This window comes from Starkeya sp. ORNL1 (assembly GCF_012971745.1).
In the GTDB taxonomy this organism is placed as follows: Bacteria; Pseudomonadota; Alphaproteobacteria; order Rhizobiales; family Xanthobacteraceae; genus Ancylobacter.
In genome coordinates, this window is the sequence record NZ_CP048834.1 from 2,111,877 (window position 1) to 2,131,746 (window position 19,870).

Here is a 19,870-nt window from a genome sequence, read left to right on the forward strand (position 1 = left end):
CATGGACATCTGGCGTAAACTGCGCCGCTCGCAGCGCGTGCGCATGGCGCTCGGCCGCAGCATGGCGGCCTATCTGCGCTTCGTCTGGCGCACCTCGCGCGTCACCATGGAGCCGGCCAACCTCTACGACCTCGCCGAGGTCGAGCTGCCGATGATCCTCACCTTCTGGCACGGGCAGCATTTCCTCACCCCGTTCCTGATGAAGCCGCACCACCGCGGCAAGGTGATGATCTCGCGCAGCGCCGATGCCGACGTGAACGCGATCGCCGCCGAGGCGCTGGGCATCGGCACGATCCGCGGCTCCGGCGCCATGAAGATCAAGGATTCCAACCGCAAGGGCGGCCTCAACGCGACGCTGGAGATGATCCGCACGCTGGAAGAAGGCGTCAATGTCGCGATGACCGCCGACATCCCGAAGATCGCCCGGGTTGCCGGGCTCGGCGTCGTCACCATCGGCAAGCATTCCGGCCGGCCGATCTTCCCGGTCGCCATCGCCACCCGCTACCGCATATTGGCGAAGAGCTGGGACCGTGCTGCCATCCACCTGCCGTTCGGCCGGGTGGCGGTGGTGGCGGGCGACGGAGTGCGGGTGCCGGCCGACGCCGATGGCGAGACGCTGGAGGCGGCGCGCCGCGAGATCCAGCGCCAGCTCGAGGTCGCCACCGCCCGTGCCGAGGCGCTGGTCGGGCGCGGCCCGCTCACCGCCGCCCATTCGGCGCCGGCCGAGGCAAAACAGGGCTCGCAACAGGGATCGCAGCACGGGTCGCACAATGGCTAGCGCCCGCGGCACGCTGCTGATCTCCACCTACCGCTTCGCCACCTGGGCGGCGACGCCGTTCGCGCGGCTGCTGCTGTCCTCGCGGCTGAAGCGCGGCAAGGAGGATGCGGCGCGGCTGAACGAGCGCTTCGGCCAGGCCAGGGCACCGCGGCCGAAGGGGCCGCTGGTATGGCTGCACGGCGCCAGCGTCGGCGAGATACTCTCGCTGCTGCCGCTGATCGACCGGCTGCGCGGGCGCGGCTTCCACGTGCTGCTCACCTCCGGCACCGTCACCTCGGCGCGCCTCGCCGAGGACCGCCTGACGGCGGGCACCATGCACCAGTTTGTGCCGCTGGACTCGCCGGTGTTCATGCGCCGCTTCCTCAGGCACTGGCGGCCCAATCTGGTGCTGCTCGCCGAATCCGAATTGTGGCCGAACCTCATCACCGAGGTGAATGCGCGCCAGATTCCGCTGGTGCTGGTCAATGCCCGGCTGTCGCCGCGCTCCTTTGCGAGCTGGCGCCGGCTGCCGCGCAGCGCCGCGGCACTGCTCGCCCGGGTCGACCTCTGCCTCGCGCAAGGCGAAGGCGACGGCCAGCGCTATGCCAAGCTCGGCGCGCCGCGCGTGACCGTGACCGGCAATCTGAAGTTCGACGCACCGCCGCCGCCGGTCGACAACGCCGCCTTCGAGACGCTGCGCCAGGCCACGGCCGGGCGTCCGGTGCTGGTCGCCGCCTCCACCCATGCGGGCGAGGACGAGGTGGTGATCGCCGCGCACAAGACGCTGCACGCCGCCGTGCCCGACCTGCTCACCATCATCGCGCCGCGCCATCCGCAGCGCGGCCAGGCCATCATCGAGGCGGCGAATGCCGAGCAGGTGCCGGCGGTGCTGCGCAGCGACGGCTATCTCCCCGATCGCGGCACGCAGCTCTATGTCGCCGACACCATCGGCGAGCTCGGCCTGTTCTACAGCCTTGCCCGGATCGCGCTGCTCGGCCGCTCGGTGATCGGCCGCGGCGGGCAGAACCCGATCGAGGCGGCAAAGCTCGGTGCCGCCATCGTGCACGGGCCGAATGTCGGTAATTTCGAGGAGGTCTATCAGCGCCTCGATGCCGCGAACGGGGCGATCACGGTCACTGATGCGGCGACGCTGGCGGACGCGGCGCGGCGGCTGCTGACCGACGAGGCCGAGCGCGCGCGCATGGTCGCAGCGGCGCAAGCGACGATTACCTCGCTCAGTGGCGCGCTGGACCGTACATTGGCGGCAATCGATCCCTATCTAGTGCAGATACGGCTCGAACGACATTGAGCTCTCCGGTCGGATGAACCATCCGACCGACAAGAAAGTGCTCTGGATTCAAACTGCTGAAAGGCCAGCATGCGCGCGCCCGATTTCTGGTGGCGACGGGAGCGGACCGCCGCAGCCTCCCTGCTTGCCCCGTTCGGTGCGCTCGCCGGCGCCTATGCTTCCGCGCGCATGAAGCGCGAGGGCCGCAGCGTCGGCATTCCGGTGATCTGCGTCGGCAATCCCACGGTCGGCGGCGCCGGCAAGACGCCGACCGCCATCCATCTCGCCCATCGCCTCGCCGGCCTCGGGCGGCGCGCGGTGTTCCTGACGCGCGGCTATGGCGGTACCCTGCACGGGCCAGCGGTTGTCGACCCCAATCGCCACAGCTCGGCCGAGGTCGGCGACGAGCCGCTGCTGCTGGCGCGCGCCGCCCCGGTCATTGTCGGCCGGGACCGTGTGGTCGCCGCGCTCGGCGCCGAACGCCTGGGCGCCGAGGCCCTGGTGATGGATGACGGCTTCCAGAACCCAGCGCTCACCAAATCGCTGTCGATCCTGGTGGTCGATGCCGGCGTCGGCATCGGCAATGGGCTGTGCGTGCCGGCCGGGCCGCTGCGGGCGCCGCTGGCACCGCAATTCGCCCGCGCCGACGCGCTGCTGCTGGTCGGCGAAGGCGCGCCGGGCGATGAGGTCGGCATTGCTGCCAGGGCCGCCGGGCTGCCGGTGCTGCATGGCCGCCTCGCCCCGGAAGCCGGCGCCGTGGCGCGGCTGATCGGGCGCCGGCTCTATGCCTTTGCCGGCATTGGGCGGCCGTCCAAGTTCTTCGAGACGCTGGATGCGGTCGGCATCCGCCCGGCGCAGAAGCGGGCCTTCCCCGACCACCATGTATTCACCGAAGGCGAGGTCGACACGCTGCTGCGCGAGGCCGATGCCGGCGACTACACGCTGGTGACCACGGAAAAGGACGCCGCCCGCCTCGCCAGCAATACCGCCGGCCGCACGCTGCTGCGCGCCGCCGAGGTGCTGCCGGTCCGGCTGGTGCCGGACGAGGCGAGCGGGCTCGAACTCGACCGTCTCCTCGCCAAGGCGCTGGCCCCGGCGCGGGCGGTGTGAGGTCTTTCCCAAAGGGCGTCATCCCGGCCGCAGCGAAGCGGAGACCCGGGATCGCGTGACAATAGAGAACGTCATGCGATCCCGGATATGGCCTGACGGCCATTCCGGGATGACGACTATGGGAACGATCAGCTCGCGGCGCGGACGTTGAGCTTGGATTCCGCCACCTTGGTAAGCTTGGCGTCGGCGGCCTTCTCCTCCTCCAGGGTGCGGGCCAGCACGGCGGCGCAGTCGGCGCGGCCAAGCTGCTTGGCCCAGGCGATCAGGGTGCCGTAGCGCGTGATCTCGTAATGTTCCACCGCCTGCGCGGCGGCAGCCAAGGCGGCATCGAGCACTTCCTTGTCGGAGATGTCGCCGCTGATCTCCTCGGCTTCCTTGATGATGCCGTCGATCGCCGGGCACGTGACGGTCTTGGCCTCGGCGCCGTGCATGCGGAACACCTCCTCCAGCCGCGATACGTGCTGTTCGGTCTCCTTCAGATGGCTCTTGAAGCCGGCCTTCAGCGTCGCGTCCGTGGTCTTGTCGATCATTTCCGGCAGCGCTTTCAGGATGCGCTTCTCTGCATAATAGATGTCGCGCAGCGTATGCACGAACAGATCATCCATCGTCTTGATGTCTTTGGTGAAGAAACCCATGATTCTTCCTCCTGCCGTTGCCGGTTTGGCTGGTATTGAGATGTGTTTCTCGGAGACGGCGGCGCTCTTCTGCGCGGCCAGTGCCCATCAACGATCGGTCGGGCGGCATGTTCCCTCGCCGCGCGACATTTCAGCGGCGCGGCGGCGATTCTTCTGCGCGCGACAGTCGCTTGATACCGGCGACGACTTTCATATAACTGTCATATTACCAGTCTAGGCGATCGCGGCTCCGGCCTGCAGAACCCCGCCGCCGGCTCGCAGGACCCGCATTGATGATCCAGACTATCGCCACGGCCCTCGGCGGGCTCGGCATCTTCTTCGCGGGCATGTATCTGCTGAAGGAGAACCTCAAGAAACTGGCGGGCCGGCGCTTCAAGCAGCTGGTCGCGATGTGGACGCGGGGGCGCTTCGCCGGCCTCGGTCTCGGCGTCGTCGCCGGCGGCGTGATGCAGAGCACCACCGCCGTCACCTTCATCCTCGCCAGCATGATCGCGAGCGGCCTGCTCGGCGTCGGCGCGGCGCTGCCGATCATCACCGGCGCCAATGTCGGCGCCACCTTCCTGATCCTGATCGCGACCCTCAACATCCAGCTGTTCGTGCTGTTCGTGCTGGGGATCGCCGGCATCTCCTTCACCTTCGACCGGCTGTCCGAGTTCCGCACCGTCGCCTCCGCCATCTTCGGCGTCGGGCTGGTGTTCTTCGGGCTGAAGATGCTGCAGACCGGGGTGGTGCCGCTGACCCAGGAGCCCTGGTTCGCCAGCCTGCTGACGCTGGCCGGGCCCTCGCTCATCATCCCGCTGCTGGTGGCCAGCGTGCTGACGGTGCTGGCGCAGTCCAGCACCTCGGTGGTGCTGCTGGTCATCACGCTCGCCACCGCCGGCGGCCTCACCTTCGAGCAGGCGATGATGGGCATCTATGGCGCCAATCTCGGCTCCAGCGCCCAGAACTATCTGCTGTCGTCGAGCCTCAATGGCCGGCCGAAGCAGGTCGCGATGTACCAGATCTCGTTCAACCTCATCACCGCCGCGGTGATGCTGCCGCTGTTCGTGATCGAGCGCTTCGGCCATGTGCCGCTGATCGAGGAACTGGTTCAATCGGTGAGCGATACGCTGGCGACGCGGCTCGCCTTAGTGCAGGTGACGTTCAATGTCGTCGGCGCCACGCTGATGACGATGCTGCTGCCCTATCTGCGCCGGTTCCTGGCGCACCGCTTCCCGCCGCTGCCCGACGAGGACGATGCCGAGCCCGCCTATATCCACGACCAGGCGGCGCAGGAGCCGGATTCCGCGCTCGACCTCGCGCGGCTGGAGCAGCGCCGGCTCGCCTCCTATCTGCCGCGCTATCTCGAGGTCGCCCGTCACCCCTCGAGGGATGCGCCGGCGCGGCTGGACCGGCAGAATCGCAGCTTCACCGTGCTAGGCACCACGGTGCGCGATTTCCTCACCGGGCTGCGGGAGGCGCCGTTCGACGCGGTGGGCTATGACCGGCTGAACCGCGCCATCAATCTGCAGCGCCTGCTCGACGGCCTCAACGAGACGCTGGTCGAGCTCGCCCGCACCTCGCGCCTCACCGACGACGCGGCGCTGGCGCGCCGGCTGCTCGCCAATGTGGTGGAGGGCATCGATGCGGTGCTGCTCACCCTGGTCGACGCGCTGGGCGACGCCTCGGGCGAGGACCGCGCGCTGTTCCGGGCCATGACGCGCCATCGCGGCGAGGTGATGCACGGCCTGCGTGAAGCCTATCTCGCCGCCGACGCCCACCTCTCCACCGCCGAGAAGGGCACGATCCTGATCGTCACCAACCTCGCCGAGCGCGCGCTGTGGCTGCTGGGGCAGATCGCCGAACAGGAAGAGACGGTGCGGGCGGGTAATTAACCACGTCGAAAAGAACCACGTCATCCTGAGGTGCGAGCGTAGCGAGCCTCGAAGGATGCCCGTCCCCGAGGACCGTCATCTGCTTCAGCATCCTTCGAGGCTCGGATCTTGCCCGAGCACCTCAGGATGGCGTGGTCTTGTTTGCAGGATGAGGTGGTTCAAACGATCTTGAAGATCGTCGAGAAGCCGGAAATGTCGAACACCTCGCGCACGTGCGGCTGCAGGCCGGAGAGCGTCAGGTCGCGCCCGGCGGCGCGCATCTGCTTGGCAGCGATCAGGAGCGAGCGCAGACCGGAGCTGGCGATATAGTCGACATGGGCCATGTCGACCTCGATCGCACCGGGCTCCTGCTGGATGGTCTCGGTGATGTAGGTCTCGAACGTCTTCGCATGGACCGTATCCAGGCGGCCGTTCATGCGCACGACGGTGTGGTCGCCGAGCCGTTCATGGCTGATGTTCATGCACTCGCCTTCACTTTTTTGTGCCGACCGGAATTACGCCGGCTGAGGAGTTCGCTCGATGTCGGGAAGCCGGCTGCCGAGTATCAGTTGATTATTGCCGTCCGTGTGGCAATACGAAAATTCGTCGAGCAGGTGGCGCATCAGCTGCACGCCGTGCCCGCCAATTGCGGCGTGTTCCACGTCTTCCGGCACGTCGGGCTCGTCGATCGCGGTGGGGTCGAACGGCGCGCCATTGTCGCAGATTCGCACCAGCGCCATGCCGCGATCGCGGCGATAGGCGATCTTGATCGCAGCCTCCGCCGGCGCCGGGTCCGGAAAACCATAGGAAATGACGTTCACCAGCGCCTCCTCCAGCCCGAGCTGGAGGGTGAACAGCGTGCGCTCCGGCCAGCTGTCGCGGGCCGCGAGCGTCTCGAGCCACGCGGCGGCGCGCGGCAGTTCGTCGAGGCGGACGGCAAGCGGCAACACATCCGCCGCCCCCGATCCGAAGCCGTCATTGACACCGACCATTCCGCCTCGCTCGTGTGCGCCTCGACAGTCGCCGCGCGGTATCGTTAATACCGTGGACAGGACGCCGCGATATTCTCGCAGCCGTCCGCATCATATAAGCTCGAATCCTTAACTGCCTCCAGAGGATGCCCGCGTGATCCACCGCCGCGACCTTCTCGCGCTCGCCGCGTGCGGTGTCGGCACGGGCATTATCGGTGCGCGGCCGGTCTTCGCGCAGGAGCGGCCGTTCCGCATCCTGATGCTGACCTTCAACGGCGAAACCGAGGTCGAGCGCGGCTTCCGCGACTATCTCACCGATTTCGGCGTGCGCACCGAGGTCATTGTCCGCAAGGTCGGCCGCACGCAATCGGATGTGGCGCCGGTGCTGAGCACGCTGCCGGAGATCGCGCCGGACCTCATCTATACGCGCGGCGCGTCGATGACGCTGGCGGTGGTCGGCCCATATGACGCGCCCAACCCGGCCGACTATGTGCGCGACCGGCCGGTGGTGTTCGCCCTCGTCGCCGCGCCGGTGCAGGCGAAGATCGTGCGCAGCCTCGAGCGTCCGGGCGGCAATGTCACCGGCGCCATGCATGTCGTGCCGGTGCCCGTGCAGCTGCGCGCCATGCAGTCCTACCGGCCGTTCAAGAAGGTCGGCGCGCTCTATTCACCCACCGAGCAGAACGCCGCGGCCGTGGTCGAGCAGGTGCGGGAGCATTTGACCGCCATCGGCGCCGAGCTCATCACCCGCAACTTCCAGACCGGGCCCGACGGCATGCCGATCGCCGATGGGGTGGATGTGCTGGTCAACGAGTTGAAGGCGGCGGGCGTCGACTGGATCTATCTGGTGCCCGACACCTTCGGCAGCACCGTACTCGCCCGCATTTCGCCTCCAGCGCTCGCCGCCGGCCTGCCGATGTTCGGCGCCACCGAGATGGCGGTGCGCCAGGGCGGCGCGCTGGTCGGCCTGGTCAGCCGCTATTACGCCGTCGGCCAGCTCGCCGGCGCCAAGGCGATGGAGATACTGGTGGCCCGCACCCCGGTGCGCGACATACCGGTGGGCACGCTGAAGCGCTTCTCGCTCATCATCAACATCAACATCGCCAAGAAGCTCGGCATCTACCCGCCGATCGAGATGCTGAACTATGCCGAGGTCGTGACGTCGTGAGTGGCACCGGTCTTCCAGTGCCACGTCATCCTGAGGTGCTCGGGCGCAGCCCGAGCCTCGAAGGATGCCCACCCCAGATGGCCGCCTTCGGCTTCAACATCCTTCGAGGCCGGCCGCACGGCCGGCACCTCAGGATGACGTCGTCACCCGGCAGGGCCCCCGCCTCATGAGCTTCCGGCGGCGCCTCATGCTCATCGTGGTCAGCGCCATCGCGTGCGCGCTGCTCGCCGTCGCGGGCATGGCCTGGCGGGCCGCCGCCGATGTGGGCGACGCCATCGAGCAGGGCCGCGCCACCTATCTCATCGGCATCATCCGCAGCGCGGCCGAGACCAACCTCTCCTTCGGCCTGCCGCTCGACCAGATGCCGACCATCGAGGCGCTGATGGAGCGCGAAAAGCTCTCCGATCCCTCCATCCTCGCCATCGACGTGTTCTATCCGGAAGGACGCTCGGTCTACAGCACCGACCGCGGCGCGCTCGGCGAGCCGGTGCCCCCGGACTGGACCACGTCGCTTTACCGGCCCGGCCTGTGGCAGCTCTCCGCGCATGGCGAGCTGGTGCTCGGCAGCCGCGTCGAGAACGAGCTCGGCACCGCCGCCGGCGGCATTGCCATCACCTTGTCCGACCAGCCGCGCGAGACCCGCGACTTCGCCCTCGCACTCGACCTTGCGAGCCTCACCTTCATCGTGACGCTGGCCGGCGCCCTGCTGGCGGCCTTCACCATCCGCCCGCTGGCGCGCCTGCTGACACGCCCGTTCGCCAATGCGGCGCAGGCGCTGGCAGAAGGCAGCGAAGCGGCACGCCACGGCAAGCCGCACGGCGCGCTGGGGCTGGCGGCGCACGATGTGCGCGAGCGCTGGCAGGCGAGCGAGGCCGCCGCGGCGCAGGCAATGCACGATTTGCGGGCACTCGACGATGGCGCTTGAACCCGTGGCGCTTGAACCCATCGCGCTTGAACCGACAGCGCATCAGCCGGTGGTGCACCCGCCCGGCTTCTTCGGCCGCCACGGCGCGACGCTGGCCTGCGGCATCGCCGCGCTGCTGCTGGTCGGCATCATCGGCGGCTTCGGCGCCTGGCTGATCATCGACCGCTTCAACCGCTCGGTCGAGCTCGGCGCCCGCACCGAGGTCTCGGCGATCGGCACCGCGGTGGCCGGCGCGCTGGCGCACCAGTTCGAGCGCGCCGGCGATTACGGCATCCCGCTCGACAAGCTCGGCGGCGTCTCGGAATACCTGACCCAGACCGCCCGCGACGTGCGCGGCGTCGCCCGCATCGTGCTGCGGCTGTCGAACGGCCAGGAGATCCGCCCGGCGAACGACGAGGACGGCAATGGCGACCCGACCCGCGAGACCGTGTTCGCGCCTATTTTCGCCGGCGGCGGCAATCTCGGCCAGATCGAGGTGCTGACCGACGCCGCCGAGCTGATCACCCCGCTCGCCCGGATGCGCGCACTGGCGGCACTGATGGTCGGCGGGCTGGCGCTCATCGCCGCGCTCGCCGCCGCCACGCTGGTCGGTCGCCGCCTCGACCAGCGCCGCATCGAGTTCCTCGCGCATCTCGACCGCAATGCCGGCGGCAACTTCATTCGCGGCGCGGTGCCGCGCGTCGGCGGGCACGACGACGTTGCCCACGCCTACCAGGCGCTGCGCACCGGCGAGGAGCGCATGGTGGAGAGCCGTGCCGCGGTCGATGCCTATGCCGAGGAACTGCTCGGCGTCGATTTCGACGGCGTGCTGCGCGATCGTATCGAACGCACCGTGCGGGAACTCGGCTGATGCTGCTGCGCACCCGCATCACCCTCATCGTCGCGCTCGGCTTCGTGCTGCTGGTCGCCGTGCTCGGGCTCGGCTCCTATCTCAGCGACCGCCAGGACGAGAAGCGCTTCTCCGAGATCGCGACCCTGGCCCAGTCCGCGCTATGGGACGAGATCGTGCGCGGCGCCACCGCCGACCTCGTCGACGAGCATGGACGGCTCTCCGCCTCGGACGCCTTCCGCAATGCCGCGCTGGCCCGCGACCGTACCGCCGCCACCGCGGCGCTGACGACGGAGGGCGTCGCGATCGACCAGAATGGCGGCGAGATCGTCGCGGTGATCGGCGCCAATCGCGACCCGCTCATGGTGGTCGGCTCGCTCGGCAAGGACCAGATCACGATGCAGGCGCTGCTCGATGCGGGCACGCTCGACCGGGTGATCGCCGGCTCGCGCATCAATGGCTTGCGCCAGGTCTCGGCGAGCGAGGTCATCATCCTCGCCGCCGGCCCGCTCAACCTGCCGGGTGGCGGGCGCGCGGCGCTGCTGCTGGCGCGCGGCGCGCAGGGCCCGCTGCAACGCTTCGCCGACCAGACCGGCTCGGCGGCGACGCTGGTCACGCTGCGCGGGCGCGTCGTCGCCTCGACCGATGCCGAGCTGTGGCAGCATGCCGGCATCACGCTTGCCCCGCGCAGCCCGACCGTCGAGCAGGTCGATTATGACGGGCGGCTCTACAGCCTGGTCAGCGTGCCGATCAGCGACATCACCGGCGGCGTCACCGGCGCGGTGGCGAGCCTGCGCGACATGACCGACACGCTCAGCGTCTCGCGCTTCATCAGCCACGCTGCGCTGGTGGGCGCCGTCGGGCTCTCGCTGATCGGCATCATCGGGCTGAACTTCTATCTGTGGCGCGGCTTCCGCCCACTGGAAGGCGCGATCAACGCCATGCATGCGCTGGCGCGCGGCGACCTCTCGGCGCGCCTGGAAGGCAGCGGCCGACGCGACGAGATCGGCCGCATTGCCGAGGCCATCGACACCTTCCGCGGCAACGCGCAGGCGCTCGCCGACAGCCGCACCCAGCGCGAGCGCATCCGCCGCCGCCAGGAATCGGTGATCCGCACCGAGCTGGAGGGGCTCGCCGCCTCGCTCGATTCGGTCGGCCGCGAGGGCGTGCTGACGCTGCTCTCCGATCTGTCGGCGGGCGAGGCGCCGCAGGAGGATCCGCTGCGCCGGCTCGCCGGGGTGATGCGCGACCTGTCACGGCGCATCGTCGACCAGCACCAGACGCTGTCCTCGATGGTGCATGAGTTGCGCGAGGCCCTGGTCACCAAGACCAAGCTCGCCGGCCTGCAGCAGGAGCTGGAGATCGCTCGGCAGGTGCAGCTCGCCATCCTGCCGCGCGACGTGCCGCGCGACACCCGCATCGAAGTGAACGGGCTGATGACCCCGGCGCGCGAGGTGGGCGGCGACTTCTTCGACTATTTCATGGTCGACCGGAACACCATGGGCTTCGTCATCGCCGACGTGTCCGGCAAGGGCGTGCCGGCGGCGCTGTTCATGGCGATCTCGCGCACGCTGCTGAAATCGACCGCGCTGTTCGAGGCCTCGCCGGCGCTGTGCATGCGACGCATCAACGACGTGCTGGCGTCCGAGAACGACCAGATGCTGTTCGTCACCATGCTGTACGGCATCGTCGATCTCAGGACCGGCCGGGTGACCTATGTGAATGCCGGCCACAATCCGCCTTATCGCGTCACCAAGGATGGCGAGATCACGCTGGTGCCGCCGACCGGGGGCATGGCGGTCGCGGTGGTGGAGGACTTCCCCTATGTCGAGCGCGAATTGCGGCTCGCTCCCGGCGAGACGCTGTTCCTGTTCACCGACGGCGTGACCGAGGCCTTCGACCCGGAAGACGTAGCGTATGGCGAGGACCGGCTGATCGAGATCCTCGCCACCACCTGCGGCGGCGACCGGCCGATCGGCGCGGCGGCGGAAGCCGTGGTCACCTCGGTGCGCGCCTTCGAGCAGGGCCTGCCGCCGGCGGACGACCTGACGTGCCTGGCGGTGAGGTATCGCGGGCCGGCGTAGGTCGTCATCCGGGCATCCCAACACGCCGTCATCCCGGAAAACCCCGGTCGTCATCCCGGACGGCCGAAGGCCGATCCGGGATCGTAGGAAGGTGCCGAGCGGCACTTCACGCGATCCCGGCTCTCCGCTTCGCTGCGGCCGGGATGACGACTAATGGGAATGACGCCGGGGCGCCGTCGCCCCGCACTCAATGATCGAAATGCAGCAGCAGGTACGACGAACCGTCCCGCGTGCCTGAGCGCACGCGGTCGGCGAGGCGCTGCACCAGCACGCTCGATACCCCCGCCATGGCGGCGTCGATCGCGGCGTCGTCCGCGTCGAGCAGCGCATGGATGTCCGGCGCCGGCGCCAGGGCGCGGCCCAGCACCAGAGGCGGGCCGGAATGGAGCAGCTCGATATCGAGATTGAACTCGTCGAAGCGGCCCTGGATCGCGGTGGGGCGGCGTCCCTCGCCAGAGGCGACGATGAACTCGGCCGCCTCCAGCGCGGCCAGCGCGGCGCGGCGCACCACGTCGCGGCGGGCCGCCCAGAGGCCGCCCTGGGCCTCGACGAAATCGACGATGGCTTCCGAGGTCGACTGCCCCTCCTCGCCCAGTTCGCGCCGCGCCCGCATCGAGGTGCCGAGCCGGAACAACAGGTTCAGCGCCACCGCGGTGACGCCGGCCATGACGAAGCCCGAGCCGACCATGTGCTTCATGACTTCCGGCACATTCTCCACCAGCTCCGGCATCAGCATCACGCCGAGGCCGACCGTGAGCGCGATGCCGATCATGAAGATGCCGCGGCTGTCGAGCTGGCGCGAGGCGGCGAGTTCCAGTCCCGACACCGCGAAGAAGCCGGCGGCATAGACCTCGATTGCGCCGATCACCGGCGTGGGGATCAAGGTGAGCGCCAGCGTCACCTGCGGCAGCAGCGCCACCACCGCGATCATCAAGGCGGCGGCGATGCCGATATAGCGCGAGGTGGAGCGAGTGGCGTGGCAGAGGCCGATATTGGCCGAGGAGGTCGCGGTCGGCATGGCGCCGATCAGGCCGGCGATGACATTGCCCAGGCCGTTCGCGGTATTGCCGCCGCTCACCATCTTCATGTCGGCGCGGTGCCAGTCGGCATCGTCCATCTTGTCCATGATGACGACGCTGGCGAAGGTGTCGAGCTGCACCAGCAACGCCACCATCACGATCACCGCCAGCATGCCGATATCGAGGTTGAACACCGGCGTCGGCACGTGCGGCAGCGCGAACACCGGGGTGGTGGCGAAGCGTTCCAGCCCATGCACATAGCCGAGCGCGGCCGACACCACGATGCCCGCGACCATGCCGGCCAGCAGGCTGAACAGCTTCATCGCCTTGGTGCCCCAGATGGAGAAACCGACGATGACGCTGAGCGTGACCAGCGCGATGACGAGGCTCAGCGGGTCGATATGGTACTTGTCGTCGAGCCCGAGCGAATGCTCCAGCGCGCCGCGCACCAGCGAGAAGCCGCCGACCGTCACAACCACGCCCATCACGGTGGGCGGGAAGAGCGGGCGCAGATGCGGCACCACGCGGCCGACCAGCAGCGCCGCGCAGCCCGCCAGCACCGTCGCCGGCAGCACGCCGCCAAGGCCGTAACTGGTGATCACCAGGGCGATGAACGGCACCATGATGGGATCGGGGATGTGCACGATGAAGGCACCGGCCCCGACCTTGCCACCCCAGGCTTGCAGCACGGTGGCCAGCGCCATGCCGAGGATGGTGCAGGCGAGGAAGGACTGGGTGTCCTCCAGCGAGAGATTGGCGAGCTTCGCCACCACCAGCGCATAGGCCGACAGCGCGATCGCCATGACGGCATGCTGCACGCCGAGACTGAGCGTCATCCCGAGCGCGGGGCGGTCGTCAGCGGCGTAAGCGATTTCGGAGGGGGTGCGTTTGGGGCGGGACGGGGGAAGACGAAAATTCACGCGGCCAATCCCCTCCCCTGACGCTCTTGCGCGCCGCCTGCCGTTAAGGAAGGCAAGCTAGCTGTATTGATAGACCATTATCAAGGATTTGCGGGGTGATTCACCAGCACGATGTTGGGGAAATCCCGCGGCTTCAACATTCTTCCTTACCCTCCACCCATCGTCATCCCGGACGGCCGCAGGCCGAGCCGGGATCGCAGGAAGGTGTTGCGCGGAACTCCACGCGATCCCGGCTCTACGGCTACGCCTTCGGCCGGGATGACGACGTTGGGAAAGGGTGGGCACCTAAGCCCCCTTGCCGCCACCAAAGGCGTTAGTCTATAGAATTTACCAACTAATTGGTCCCATCGCGCAGCGAGGCGCAGCATGCCGAACCTCACCACCACCGACCCGCAGCCCGGCGTCAATGTGCTCTGGTTCCTGCCGACCCATGGCGACGGGCGCTATCTCGGCACCACCACCGGCGGGCGCGAGGTCAACCTGCCCTATCTCCAGCAGGTGGCGCAGGCGGCCGACAATCTCGGCTTCTACGGCGTGCTGCTGCCGACCGGACGCAGTTGCGAGGATTCCTGGGTGATCGCCTCGGCCTTGGCGCCGCAGACCAAGCAGCTGCGCTTCCTGGTCGCGGTGCGTCCCGGCCTCGCCTCGCCGACGCTGGCGGCGCGGATGACGGCGACGCTCGACCGCATCTCCGACGGCCGGCTGCTCATCAATATCGTCACCGGCGGCGACCCGGTGGAGAATGCCGGCGACGGCATCTTCCTGAACCATGACGAGCGCTACGAGGTGACGCGCGAATTCCTCGTGGTGTATCGCGCGCTGCTCGCCGGCGAGACCGTCAATTATCACGGCAAGCACATCAGCATCGAGGATGGCCGCCTGCTGTTCCAGCCGACGCAGATTCCGCCGCTCTATTTCGGCGGCTCGTCCGTGGCGGCCAACGATGTCGCCGCCGAGCATGTCGACAAGTACCTCACCTGGGGCGAGCCGCCGGCAGCGGTGGCGGCCAAGGTCCAGGAAGTGCGGGCGCTTGCCGCGGCACGCGGGCGTGAGGTGACGTTCGGCATCCGGCTGCATATGATCGTGCGCGAAACCGACGCCGAGGCCTGGGCAGCGGCGGACGCGCTGATCAGCCAGCTCGACGACGACACCATCGCGCAGGCGCAGAAGGTGTTCGCCCGGCTCGATTCGGTCGGCCAGGCGCGGATGTCGGCGCTGCATGGCGGGCAGCGCGACAAGCTGGAGGTCAGCCCGAACCTGTGGGCCGGCGTCGGATTGGTACGCGGCGGCGCGGGTACGGCATTGGTCGGCTCAGGCGAGACGGTGGCGGCACGGATGCAGGAATATATCGATCTCGGCATCGACAGCTTCATCCTCTCGGGCTACCCGCATCTGGAGGAAGCCTACCGGGTCGGCGAACTGGTGCTGCCGCGCCTGAAGCTCAACCATGGCCGGCGGACCGAGCGGCTCAACGTCAATACCGGGCCGTTCGGCGAGACCATTGCCAATGATTACCGCCCGGCGCGGGCGGCCGCGCAATCGTGAGCGATCGGGCGGCCGCGACCTCGGTCGCCATCATCGGCGGCGGCTTTTCCGGCGCCGCCGTCGCCTGGCATTTGCTGCGGCTGCAGCCCAAACTCTCCCACATCGTCATCATCGAGCCGCGCGCCGAGATCGGGCGCGGCCTCGCCTATAGCGCGGCCGATCCCAGCCACCGCATCAATGTGCCGGCGGCGCGGATGTCGCTGATCCCGGATCAGCCCGACCATTTCAATGACTGGCTGATCGCCTCCGGCCATCTCGACGCCGACCCCGCGGCGCATCTGGAAGATGGCCGCAATTTCCCGGCGCGCGCGGTGTTCGGGCAATATGTGCAGGCTGAGATCGCCAGCCTCGGCAGCCGCATCCGCCATGTCCAAGCCTCGGCCGAGGAGGTGGTCGCGGAGGCGGACGGGTACGCGATACGCTGCTCGAATGGCGCCACCGTGCAGGCCGGCATCGTCGTGCTGGCGGTGTGCCATGTGCCGCCGAGTGCGCCGGCGCCACTGGAGCGGGCGCTCGGCGGCGATCCGCGCTTCATCGCCAATCCCTGGACGCCGGGTGTGCTCGACGCCATCGCGCCCGACGCCCGCGTGCTCATCGTCGGCAGCGGGCTCACCATGGCCGACATCGTCGCCTCGCTCGACCGCAACGGCCATCGAGGCGAGATCGTCGCGGTGTCGCGGCGCGGGCTGCGCTCACGCGGCCATCCCTCCGCGCCGTGCGATCCCTTTGGCGACTTCGCCGCCAACCCCGCGCACACGGTGCAGGCACTGGTGCGGCGGGTGCGCGAAGCAGTTCGCGAGGCGGCGCGCGAGGGCAAGAGCTGGCACGGCGTGCTCGATCAGGTCCGCCTTCAGGGATCGATCATCTGGGGCGCGCTGCCGCTCAATGAGCGACGCCGGCTGCTGCGCCATCTGCGCCCGTTCTGGGACGTGCACCGCTTCCGCATCGCGCCGCAGGTCGAAGCCACGCTGGATCGCCGGGCAGAGGCCGGCCGCTTCACGCTGCGCTCCGCCTCGCTGCGCGGCTTCGCCAGGGACGCGGCAGGCATTGCGGTCACGCTGCGCGACCGCCGCACCAGCCTGATCGATACCTCGCATTTCGACGCCGTGGTGCTGGCCACCGGCCCGGCCCATGGCCGCGTGTTCGCCGACAGCGCCCTGCTCGGCGCGCTGGAGGATGCGGGCCTCGCCCGGCCCGACCCGCTGCGACTCGGCATCGAGGTCGACCAGCAGGCCCGTGCGCTTAGTGCCGACGGCAAGGCGCGGGACGATCTGTTCGTCGCCGGCCCGCTCGCCCGCGGCACGTTCGGCGAACTGATGGGCCTGCCGGATGTGACCAATTACGCGATCCGCGTCGCCGCCGGCGTCGCCGAGCTGTTGCAGCAGCGCGCCCCGCGGCTGGTTGCCGATAAAATCTACTAACTAACTAGACAATCAAAAATCGCATGCTTACCATTGCCGGGATTGTTACCCGGAATGGAGCATTCGATGACGCGCCCCAGCATCGTCGGTATCAGCGGCAGCCTGTCGGCGCCCTCGCGTACCCTGACCTTCGTCCGCCACACCGCGGAGCGCATCGCCGGCGAGGCGGGCGGCGACGCGCACATCGTCGACATCGCGGCGCTGAGCGGCGTCGGCACGCTGCGCACCCGCGCCGAAGCCGACGCCGAGGTAGAAGCGGCTCTGCGCGCGGTGGAGACCGCGGACCTGCTGATCGCCGGCTCGCCGGTCTACAAGGGCTCCTATTCCGGCCTGTTCAAGCACTTCATCGACTTCGTCGATTATCGCAGCCTGGTCGGCACGCCTGTGGCGCTGCTGGCGACCGGCGGCAGCGACCGCCACGCCCTCGTCATCGAGCATCAGCTGCGTCCGCTCTTCGCCTTCTTCCAGGCGGCGCCGCTCGGCACCGGCCTGTTCCTCACCGACCGCGACCTCGCCGAGGGCCGCATCGCCGCCGGCCCGGCCGAACAGCGCTTCGAGCGCCTGGTCGAGGAAGCCGCCCACGCGCTCAAGGTCCGCCTTTCCCACCAGGCCCGCCTCGCCGGCGCCGCCGCCTGAGCGCCCGCATCCCCATCGGAGACCGCCCATGAAACGTCTGTTCCGCGGCCTCCTCGCCGCCGCCCTCATCGCCGGCAGCGCGCTTCCGGCTTCGGCCGAAGGGCTGATCCGCATCTCCGAGCAGTTCGGCACGCTCTATGTGCCGTTCCACATCCTGCGCGACCAGAAGCTGATCGAGAAGCACGGCAAGGCGCTCGGCGTCGACATCACGGTGGAGTGGCAGAAGCTCTCCGGCGGCAATGCGGTGAATGACGCGCTGCTCTCCGGCTCGATCGACATCGCCTCCGCCGGCATCGGCCCGTTCCTCACCGTGTGGGACCGCACCAAGGGCGCAGTGAAGGTGATCGGCGCCTTTGGCGCGCAGCCGAGCTACCTGCTGACCAACAAGGACAGCATCAAGAGCCTGAAGGATTTCGGCCCGAACGACCGCATCGCCACCCCCGCGGCCATCGTCTCGGTGCAGGGCCGCACCTTGCAGATCGCCTCGGAGCAGGCGTTCGGCGAGGGCCAGCAGAACAAGCTCGACGCCAACCAGGTGACGCTGCCGCATCCCGACGCCACCGCGGCGCTGCTCTCCGGCTCCACCGAGATCACCGCGCATCTCTCCAATTCGCCGTTCCAGGAACAGGCGCTGAAGGACCCGAAGATCCACAAGATCTGGTCGTCCTATGACGTGCTGGGCGGCCCGCTGACGCCGACACTGGCCTATTCGACGGTGAAGTTCCGGAGTGAGAACCCCAAGACCTACGAGGCGTTCTTCCTCGCCTTCCAGGAGGCGACCGCGATCGCCGACAAGGACCGCAAGCTCGCCGCCGAGACCTATGTGAAGGTCGAGAAGTCGAAGCTCGACCCGGCCTTCATCCAGCAGGTGATCTCCAACCCGGAAGTGAAGTTCACCCTCGTCCCGCTGAACACCCAGAAATTCGCCGACTTTCTCTACAAGACGGGGGCGATCAAGGTGAAGCCGGCGAGCTGGAAGGACTACACCTTCCCTGAACTGCACGACCAGCCGGGCAGCTGAGCGATGCTGGCGCCCTCCCCCGCTTTTCCCGTGCCGCAGCCCGGACGTCCCGCCGTGCTGGAGGCCAATGGCCTCACGCTCGACTATGAGACCGAGCGCGGCATCGTGCGGGCGGTGGAGGGGGTCGACTTCACCATTCTGGAAGGCGAGCGGCTGATGCTGCTCGGCCCGTCCGGCTGCGGCAAGTCCTCGATCCTGAAAGCCGCCGCCGGCTTCCTGAAACCGGCCGCCGGCACGCTTGCCTTGCGCGGCAAGCCGGTGACGGGCCCGGGGCCGGACCGCATCGTGGTGTTCCAGGAATTCGACCAGCTGCTGCCGTGGAAGAGCGTCATCGACAATGTCGCCTTCCCACTGCGAGTCGCCCGCAAGCTGCCGCTGGCCGCCGCCCGCGAGCGCGCCGCCATGGCGCTGCGTCGGGTCGGCCTCGCCCGGGTGCTGGACCAGTATCCGCACACACTCTCCGGCGGCATGAAGCAGCGCGCCGCCATTGCCCGCGCGCTCGCCACCGAGCCCGACGTGCTCCTGATGGACGAGCCGTTCGCCGCGCTCGACGCCCTCACCCGCCTGCAGATGCAGCGCGATCTCCTGGAGATCGCCGAGGAGACCGGGTTGACGCTGCTGTTCGTCACCCATGCCATCGACGAGGCCGTGCTGCTCGGCACGCGGCTGCACCTGCTCAGCGCCCATCCCGGCCGCACCATCGCCAGCTTCGACACCTCCGAGTTCGGCGCCGCCGATATCGGCACCGGCCGCTTCGAGCGCATGGCGCAGGAGGTGCACGCCCGGCTGTTCGGCACAGGAGATGCCGCATGAGCGAGGTGCTGGACCAGACCCGCATCGAGGCCCCGCCCGCGCCGGTCATCGTCGTGCGCGCGCATCCGCTCACGCGGCTCGCCCGTTCGCTCGTCTTCCGGCGCTTCATCGTGCTGGCAGTTCTGGCGCTCGCCTGGGAGATCGCGGCGCGCTGGCAGGACAACCCGATCATGCTGCCGAGCTTCACCGAGGCGGCGCGGGCCTTCATCGAGGCCAGCCTCAACGAAGGGCTGCTGCTCTCCGCCGTCGGCTCGCTGTTCGTGCTGCTCAAGGGCTATCTGCTGGCGCTCGTCATCGCCATGGTCATCGTCTCGCTGGCAGTGTCGAACAGCTTCCTGCGCGACGCCTTGCAGACGGTCGCGGCGATGCTGAACCCGCTGCCCGCCATCGCGCTGCTGCCGCTTGCGCTGCTGTGGTTCGGGCTCGGCGAGAAGAGCCTGCTGTTCGTACTGGTCAACGCCGTCATCTGGCCGTTCGCGCTGGCCGCGCTGCAGGGCTTCGAGGGCGTGCCGGAGACGCACCGCCTGGTCGGGCGCAATTACGGGCTGAAGGGACCGGCCTATGTCTGGCACATCCTCATCCCCTCGGCGCTGCCCTCGCTGATCTCCGGCATGCGGGTCGGCTGGGCCTTCGCCTGGCGCACGCTGATCGCCGCCGAGCTGGTGTTCGGCGTCAGCTCGTCCTCCGGCGGGCTCGGCTGGTTCATCTTCCGCGCCCGCAACGAGCTGTTCACCGACCGCGTCTTCGCCGGCCTCGCCACCGTGATCCTGATCGGCCTGCTGGTGGAAGCCGTGGTGTTCCGCGGGCTGGAGACATTGACCGTTCGGCGCTGGGGGGCGTTGCGATAGCCTTTCTCTCCTCCCCACCATCGTCAT

Annotated in this window: 18 protein-coding genes; 14 read left to right on the forward strand and 4 right to left on the reverse strand. The window is 68.8% G+C overall.

The window, feature by feature from the left end; translation table 11 throughout:
• Positions 1-7: 7 nt before the first annotated feature.
• The 3 genes from G3545_RS10285 (at position 8) to lpxK (ending at position 3,155) form a co-directional block, all read left to right on the forward strand.
• Positions 8-778 (forward strand): lysophospholipid acyltransferase family protein, encoded by a 771-nt coding sequence (locus G3545_RS10285; protein WP_170018009.1) that lies wholly within the window; start codon positions 8-10, stop codon positions 776-778.
• Complete coding sequence (locus G3545_RS10290; protein ID WP_170012212.1) at positions 771-2,066, forward strand: 3-deoxy-D-manno-octulosonic acid transferase; 1,296 nt, start codon at positions 771-773, stop codon at positions 2,064-2,066. Before G3545_RS10285 ends, G3545_RS10290 begins: the two co-directional genes overlap by 8 nt.
• A 69-nt stretch (positions 2,067-2,135) precedes the next feature.
• A complete protein-coding gene (lpxK, locus tag G3545_RS10295; protein ID WP_170012213.1) occupies positions 2,136-3,155 on the forward strand; it encodes a tetraacyldisaccharide 4'-kinase in 1,020 nt (339 codons plus the stop codon).
• Between the two features lie 128 nt (positions 3,156-3,283).
• On the opposite strand, the gene G3545_RS10300 is transcribed toward lpxK, so the two are convergent.
• Positions 3,284-3,790: a ferritin-like domain-containing protein gene (locus G3545_RS10300; protein WP_170012214.1), complete on the reverse strand. Its 507-nt coding sequence runs from the start codon at positions 3,788-3,790 to the stop codon at positions 3,284-3,286.
• Positions 3,791-4,062: 272 nt separating this feature from the next.
• Between G3545_RS10300 and G3545_RS10305 the strand changes: the two genes are divergently transcribed.
• Entirely contained in the window at positions 4,063-5,664 is a 1,602-nt protein-coding gene (locus G3545_RS10305; RefSeq protein WP_170012215.1) for a Na/Pi symporter, read from the forward strand.
• Between the two features lie 158 nt (positions 5,665-5,822).
• Here the strand turns inward: G3545_RS10305 and G3545_RS10310 are convergent, their stop codons facing one another.
• Together G3545_RS10310 and G3545_RS10315 are read right to left on the reverse strand one after the other, a co-directional pair.
• Positions 5,823-6,125, reverse strand: coding sequence for an STAS domain-containing protein (locus tag G3545_RS10310; protein WP_170012217.1), 303 nt, complete (start codon positions 6,123-6,125; stop codon positions 5,823-5,825).
• A gap of 33 nt (positions 6,126-6,158) precedes the next feature.
• The gene (locus tag G3545_RS10315; protein WP_170012219.1) at positions 6,159-6,635 is read right to left on the reverse strand and encodes an ATP-binding protein; all 477 of its coding nucleotides are present in this window, start codon (positions 6,633-6,635) and stop codon (positions 6,159-6,161) included.
• 133 nt (positions 6,636-6,768) lie between these two features.
• Here G3545_RS10315 and G3545_RS10320 point away from each other — a divergent pair, with 133 nt between their 5' ends.
• From G3545_RS10320 to G3545_RS10335, 4 genes are all read left to right on the forward strand, one after another.
• On the forward strand, positions 6,769-7,782 hold the full coding sequence (locus G3545_RS10320; RefSeq protein ID WP_170012221.1) for an ABC transporter substrate-binding protein: 1,014 nt from the start codon (positions 6,769-6,771) through the stop codon (positions 7,780-7,782).
• Between the two features lie 187 nt (positions 7,783-7,969).
• Positions 7,970-8,707, forward strand: a complete 738-nt coding sequence (locus G3545_RS10325) for a hypothetical protein (protein WP_170012223.1) — start codon at positions 7,970-7,972, stop codon at positions 8,705-8,707.
• Positions 8,697-9,557: a hypothetical protein gene (locus G3545_RS10330; protein ID WP_170012225.1), complete on the forward strand. Its 861-nt coding sequence runs from the start codon at positions 8,697-8,699 to the stop codon at positions 9,555-9,557. Before G3545_RS10325 ends, G3545_RS10330 begins: the two co-directional genes overlap by 11 nt.
• Entirely contained in the window at positions 9,557-11,620 is a 2,064-nt protein-coding gene (locus tag G3545_RS10335; RefSeq protein ID WP_170012227.1) for a SpoIIE family protein phosphatase, read from the forward strand. Before G3545_RS10330 ends, G3545_RS10335 begins: the two co-directional genes overlap by 1 nt.
• Before the next feature lie 187 nt (positions 11,621-11,807).
• Here G3545_RS10335 and G3545_RS10340 read toward each other — a convergent pair whose 3' ends face one another.
• Complete coding sequence (locus G3545_RS10340; protein ID WP_170012229.1) at positions 11,808-13,475, reverse strand: solute carrier family 23 protein; 1,668 nt, start codon at positions 13,473-13,475, stop codon at positions 11,808-11,810.
• A 450-nt stretch (positions 13,476-13,925) separates the two neighbouring features.
• Here G3545_RS10340 and ssuD point away from each other — a divergent pair, with 450 nt between their 5' ends.
• The 6 genes from ssuD to G3545_RS10370 all read left to right on the forward strand — a co-directional run bounded on the left by ssuD (position 13,926) and on the right by G3545_RS10370 (position 19,843).
• Positions 13,926-15,104 carry an FMNH2-dependent alkanesulfonate monooxygenase gene (gene ssuD / locus G3545_RS10345; protein ID WP_170012231.1) on the forward strand — a complete coding sequence of 393 codons (1,179 nt, stop codon included), beginning with the start codon at positions 13,926-13,928 and terminating at the stop codon, positions 15,102-15,104.
• On the forward strand, positions 15,101-16,525 hold the full coding sequence (locus G3545_RS10350) for an FAD/NAD(P)-binding protein (protein ID WP_170012233.1): 1,425 nt from the start codon (positions 15,101-15,103) through the stop codon (positions 16,523-16,525). The genes ssuD and G3545_RS10350 overlap by 4 nt, the downstream gene beginning before the upstream one ends.
• 66 nt (positions 16,526-16,591) lie before the next feature.
• Positions 16,592-17,161, forward strand: a complete 570-nt coding sequence (locus G3545_RS10355; RefSeq protein ID WP_170012236.1) for an NAD(P)H-dependent oxidoreductase — start codon at positions 16,592-16,594, stop codon at positions 17,159-17,161.
• A 28-nt stretch (positions 17,162-17,189) separates the two neighbouring features.
• Positions 17,190-18,182, forward strand: a complete 993-nt coding sequence (locus tag G3545_RS10360) for an ABC transporter substrate-binding protein (protein WP_170012238.1) — start codon at positions 17,190-17,192, stop codon at positions 18,180-18,182.
• Between the two features lie 3 nt (positions 18,183-18,185).
• Positions 18,186-18,995, forward strand: coding sequence for an ABC transporter ATP-binding protein (locus G3545_RS10365; RefSeq protein WP_170012240.1), 810 nt, complete (start codon positions 18,186-18,188; stop codon positions 18,993-18,995).
• Entirely contained in the window at positions 18,992-19,843 is an 852-nt protein-coding gene (locus G3545_RS10370) for an ABC transporter permease subunit (RefSeq protein ID WP_170012242.1), read from the forward strand. Before G3545_RS10365 ends, G3545_RS10370 begins: the two co-directional genes overlap by 4 nt.
• Positions 19,844-19,870 lie beyond the last annotated feature (27 nt).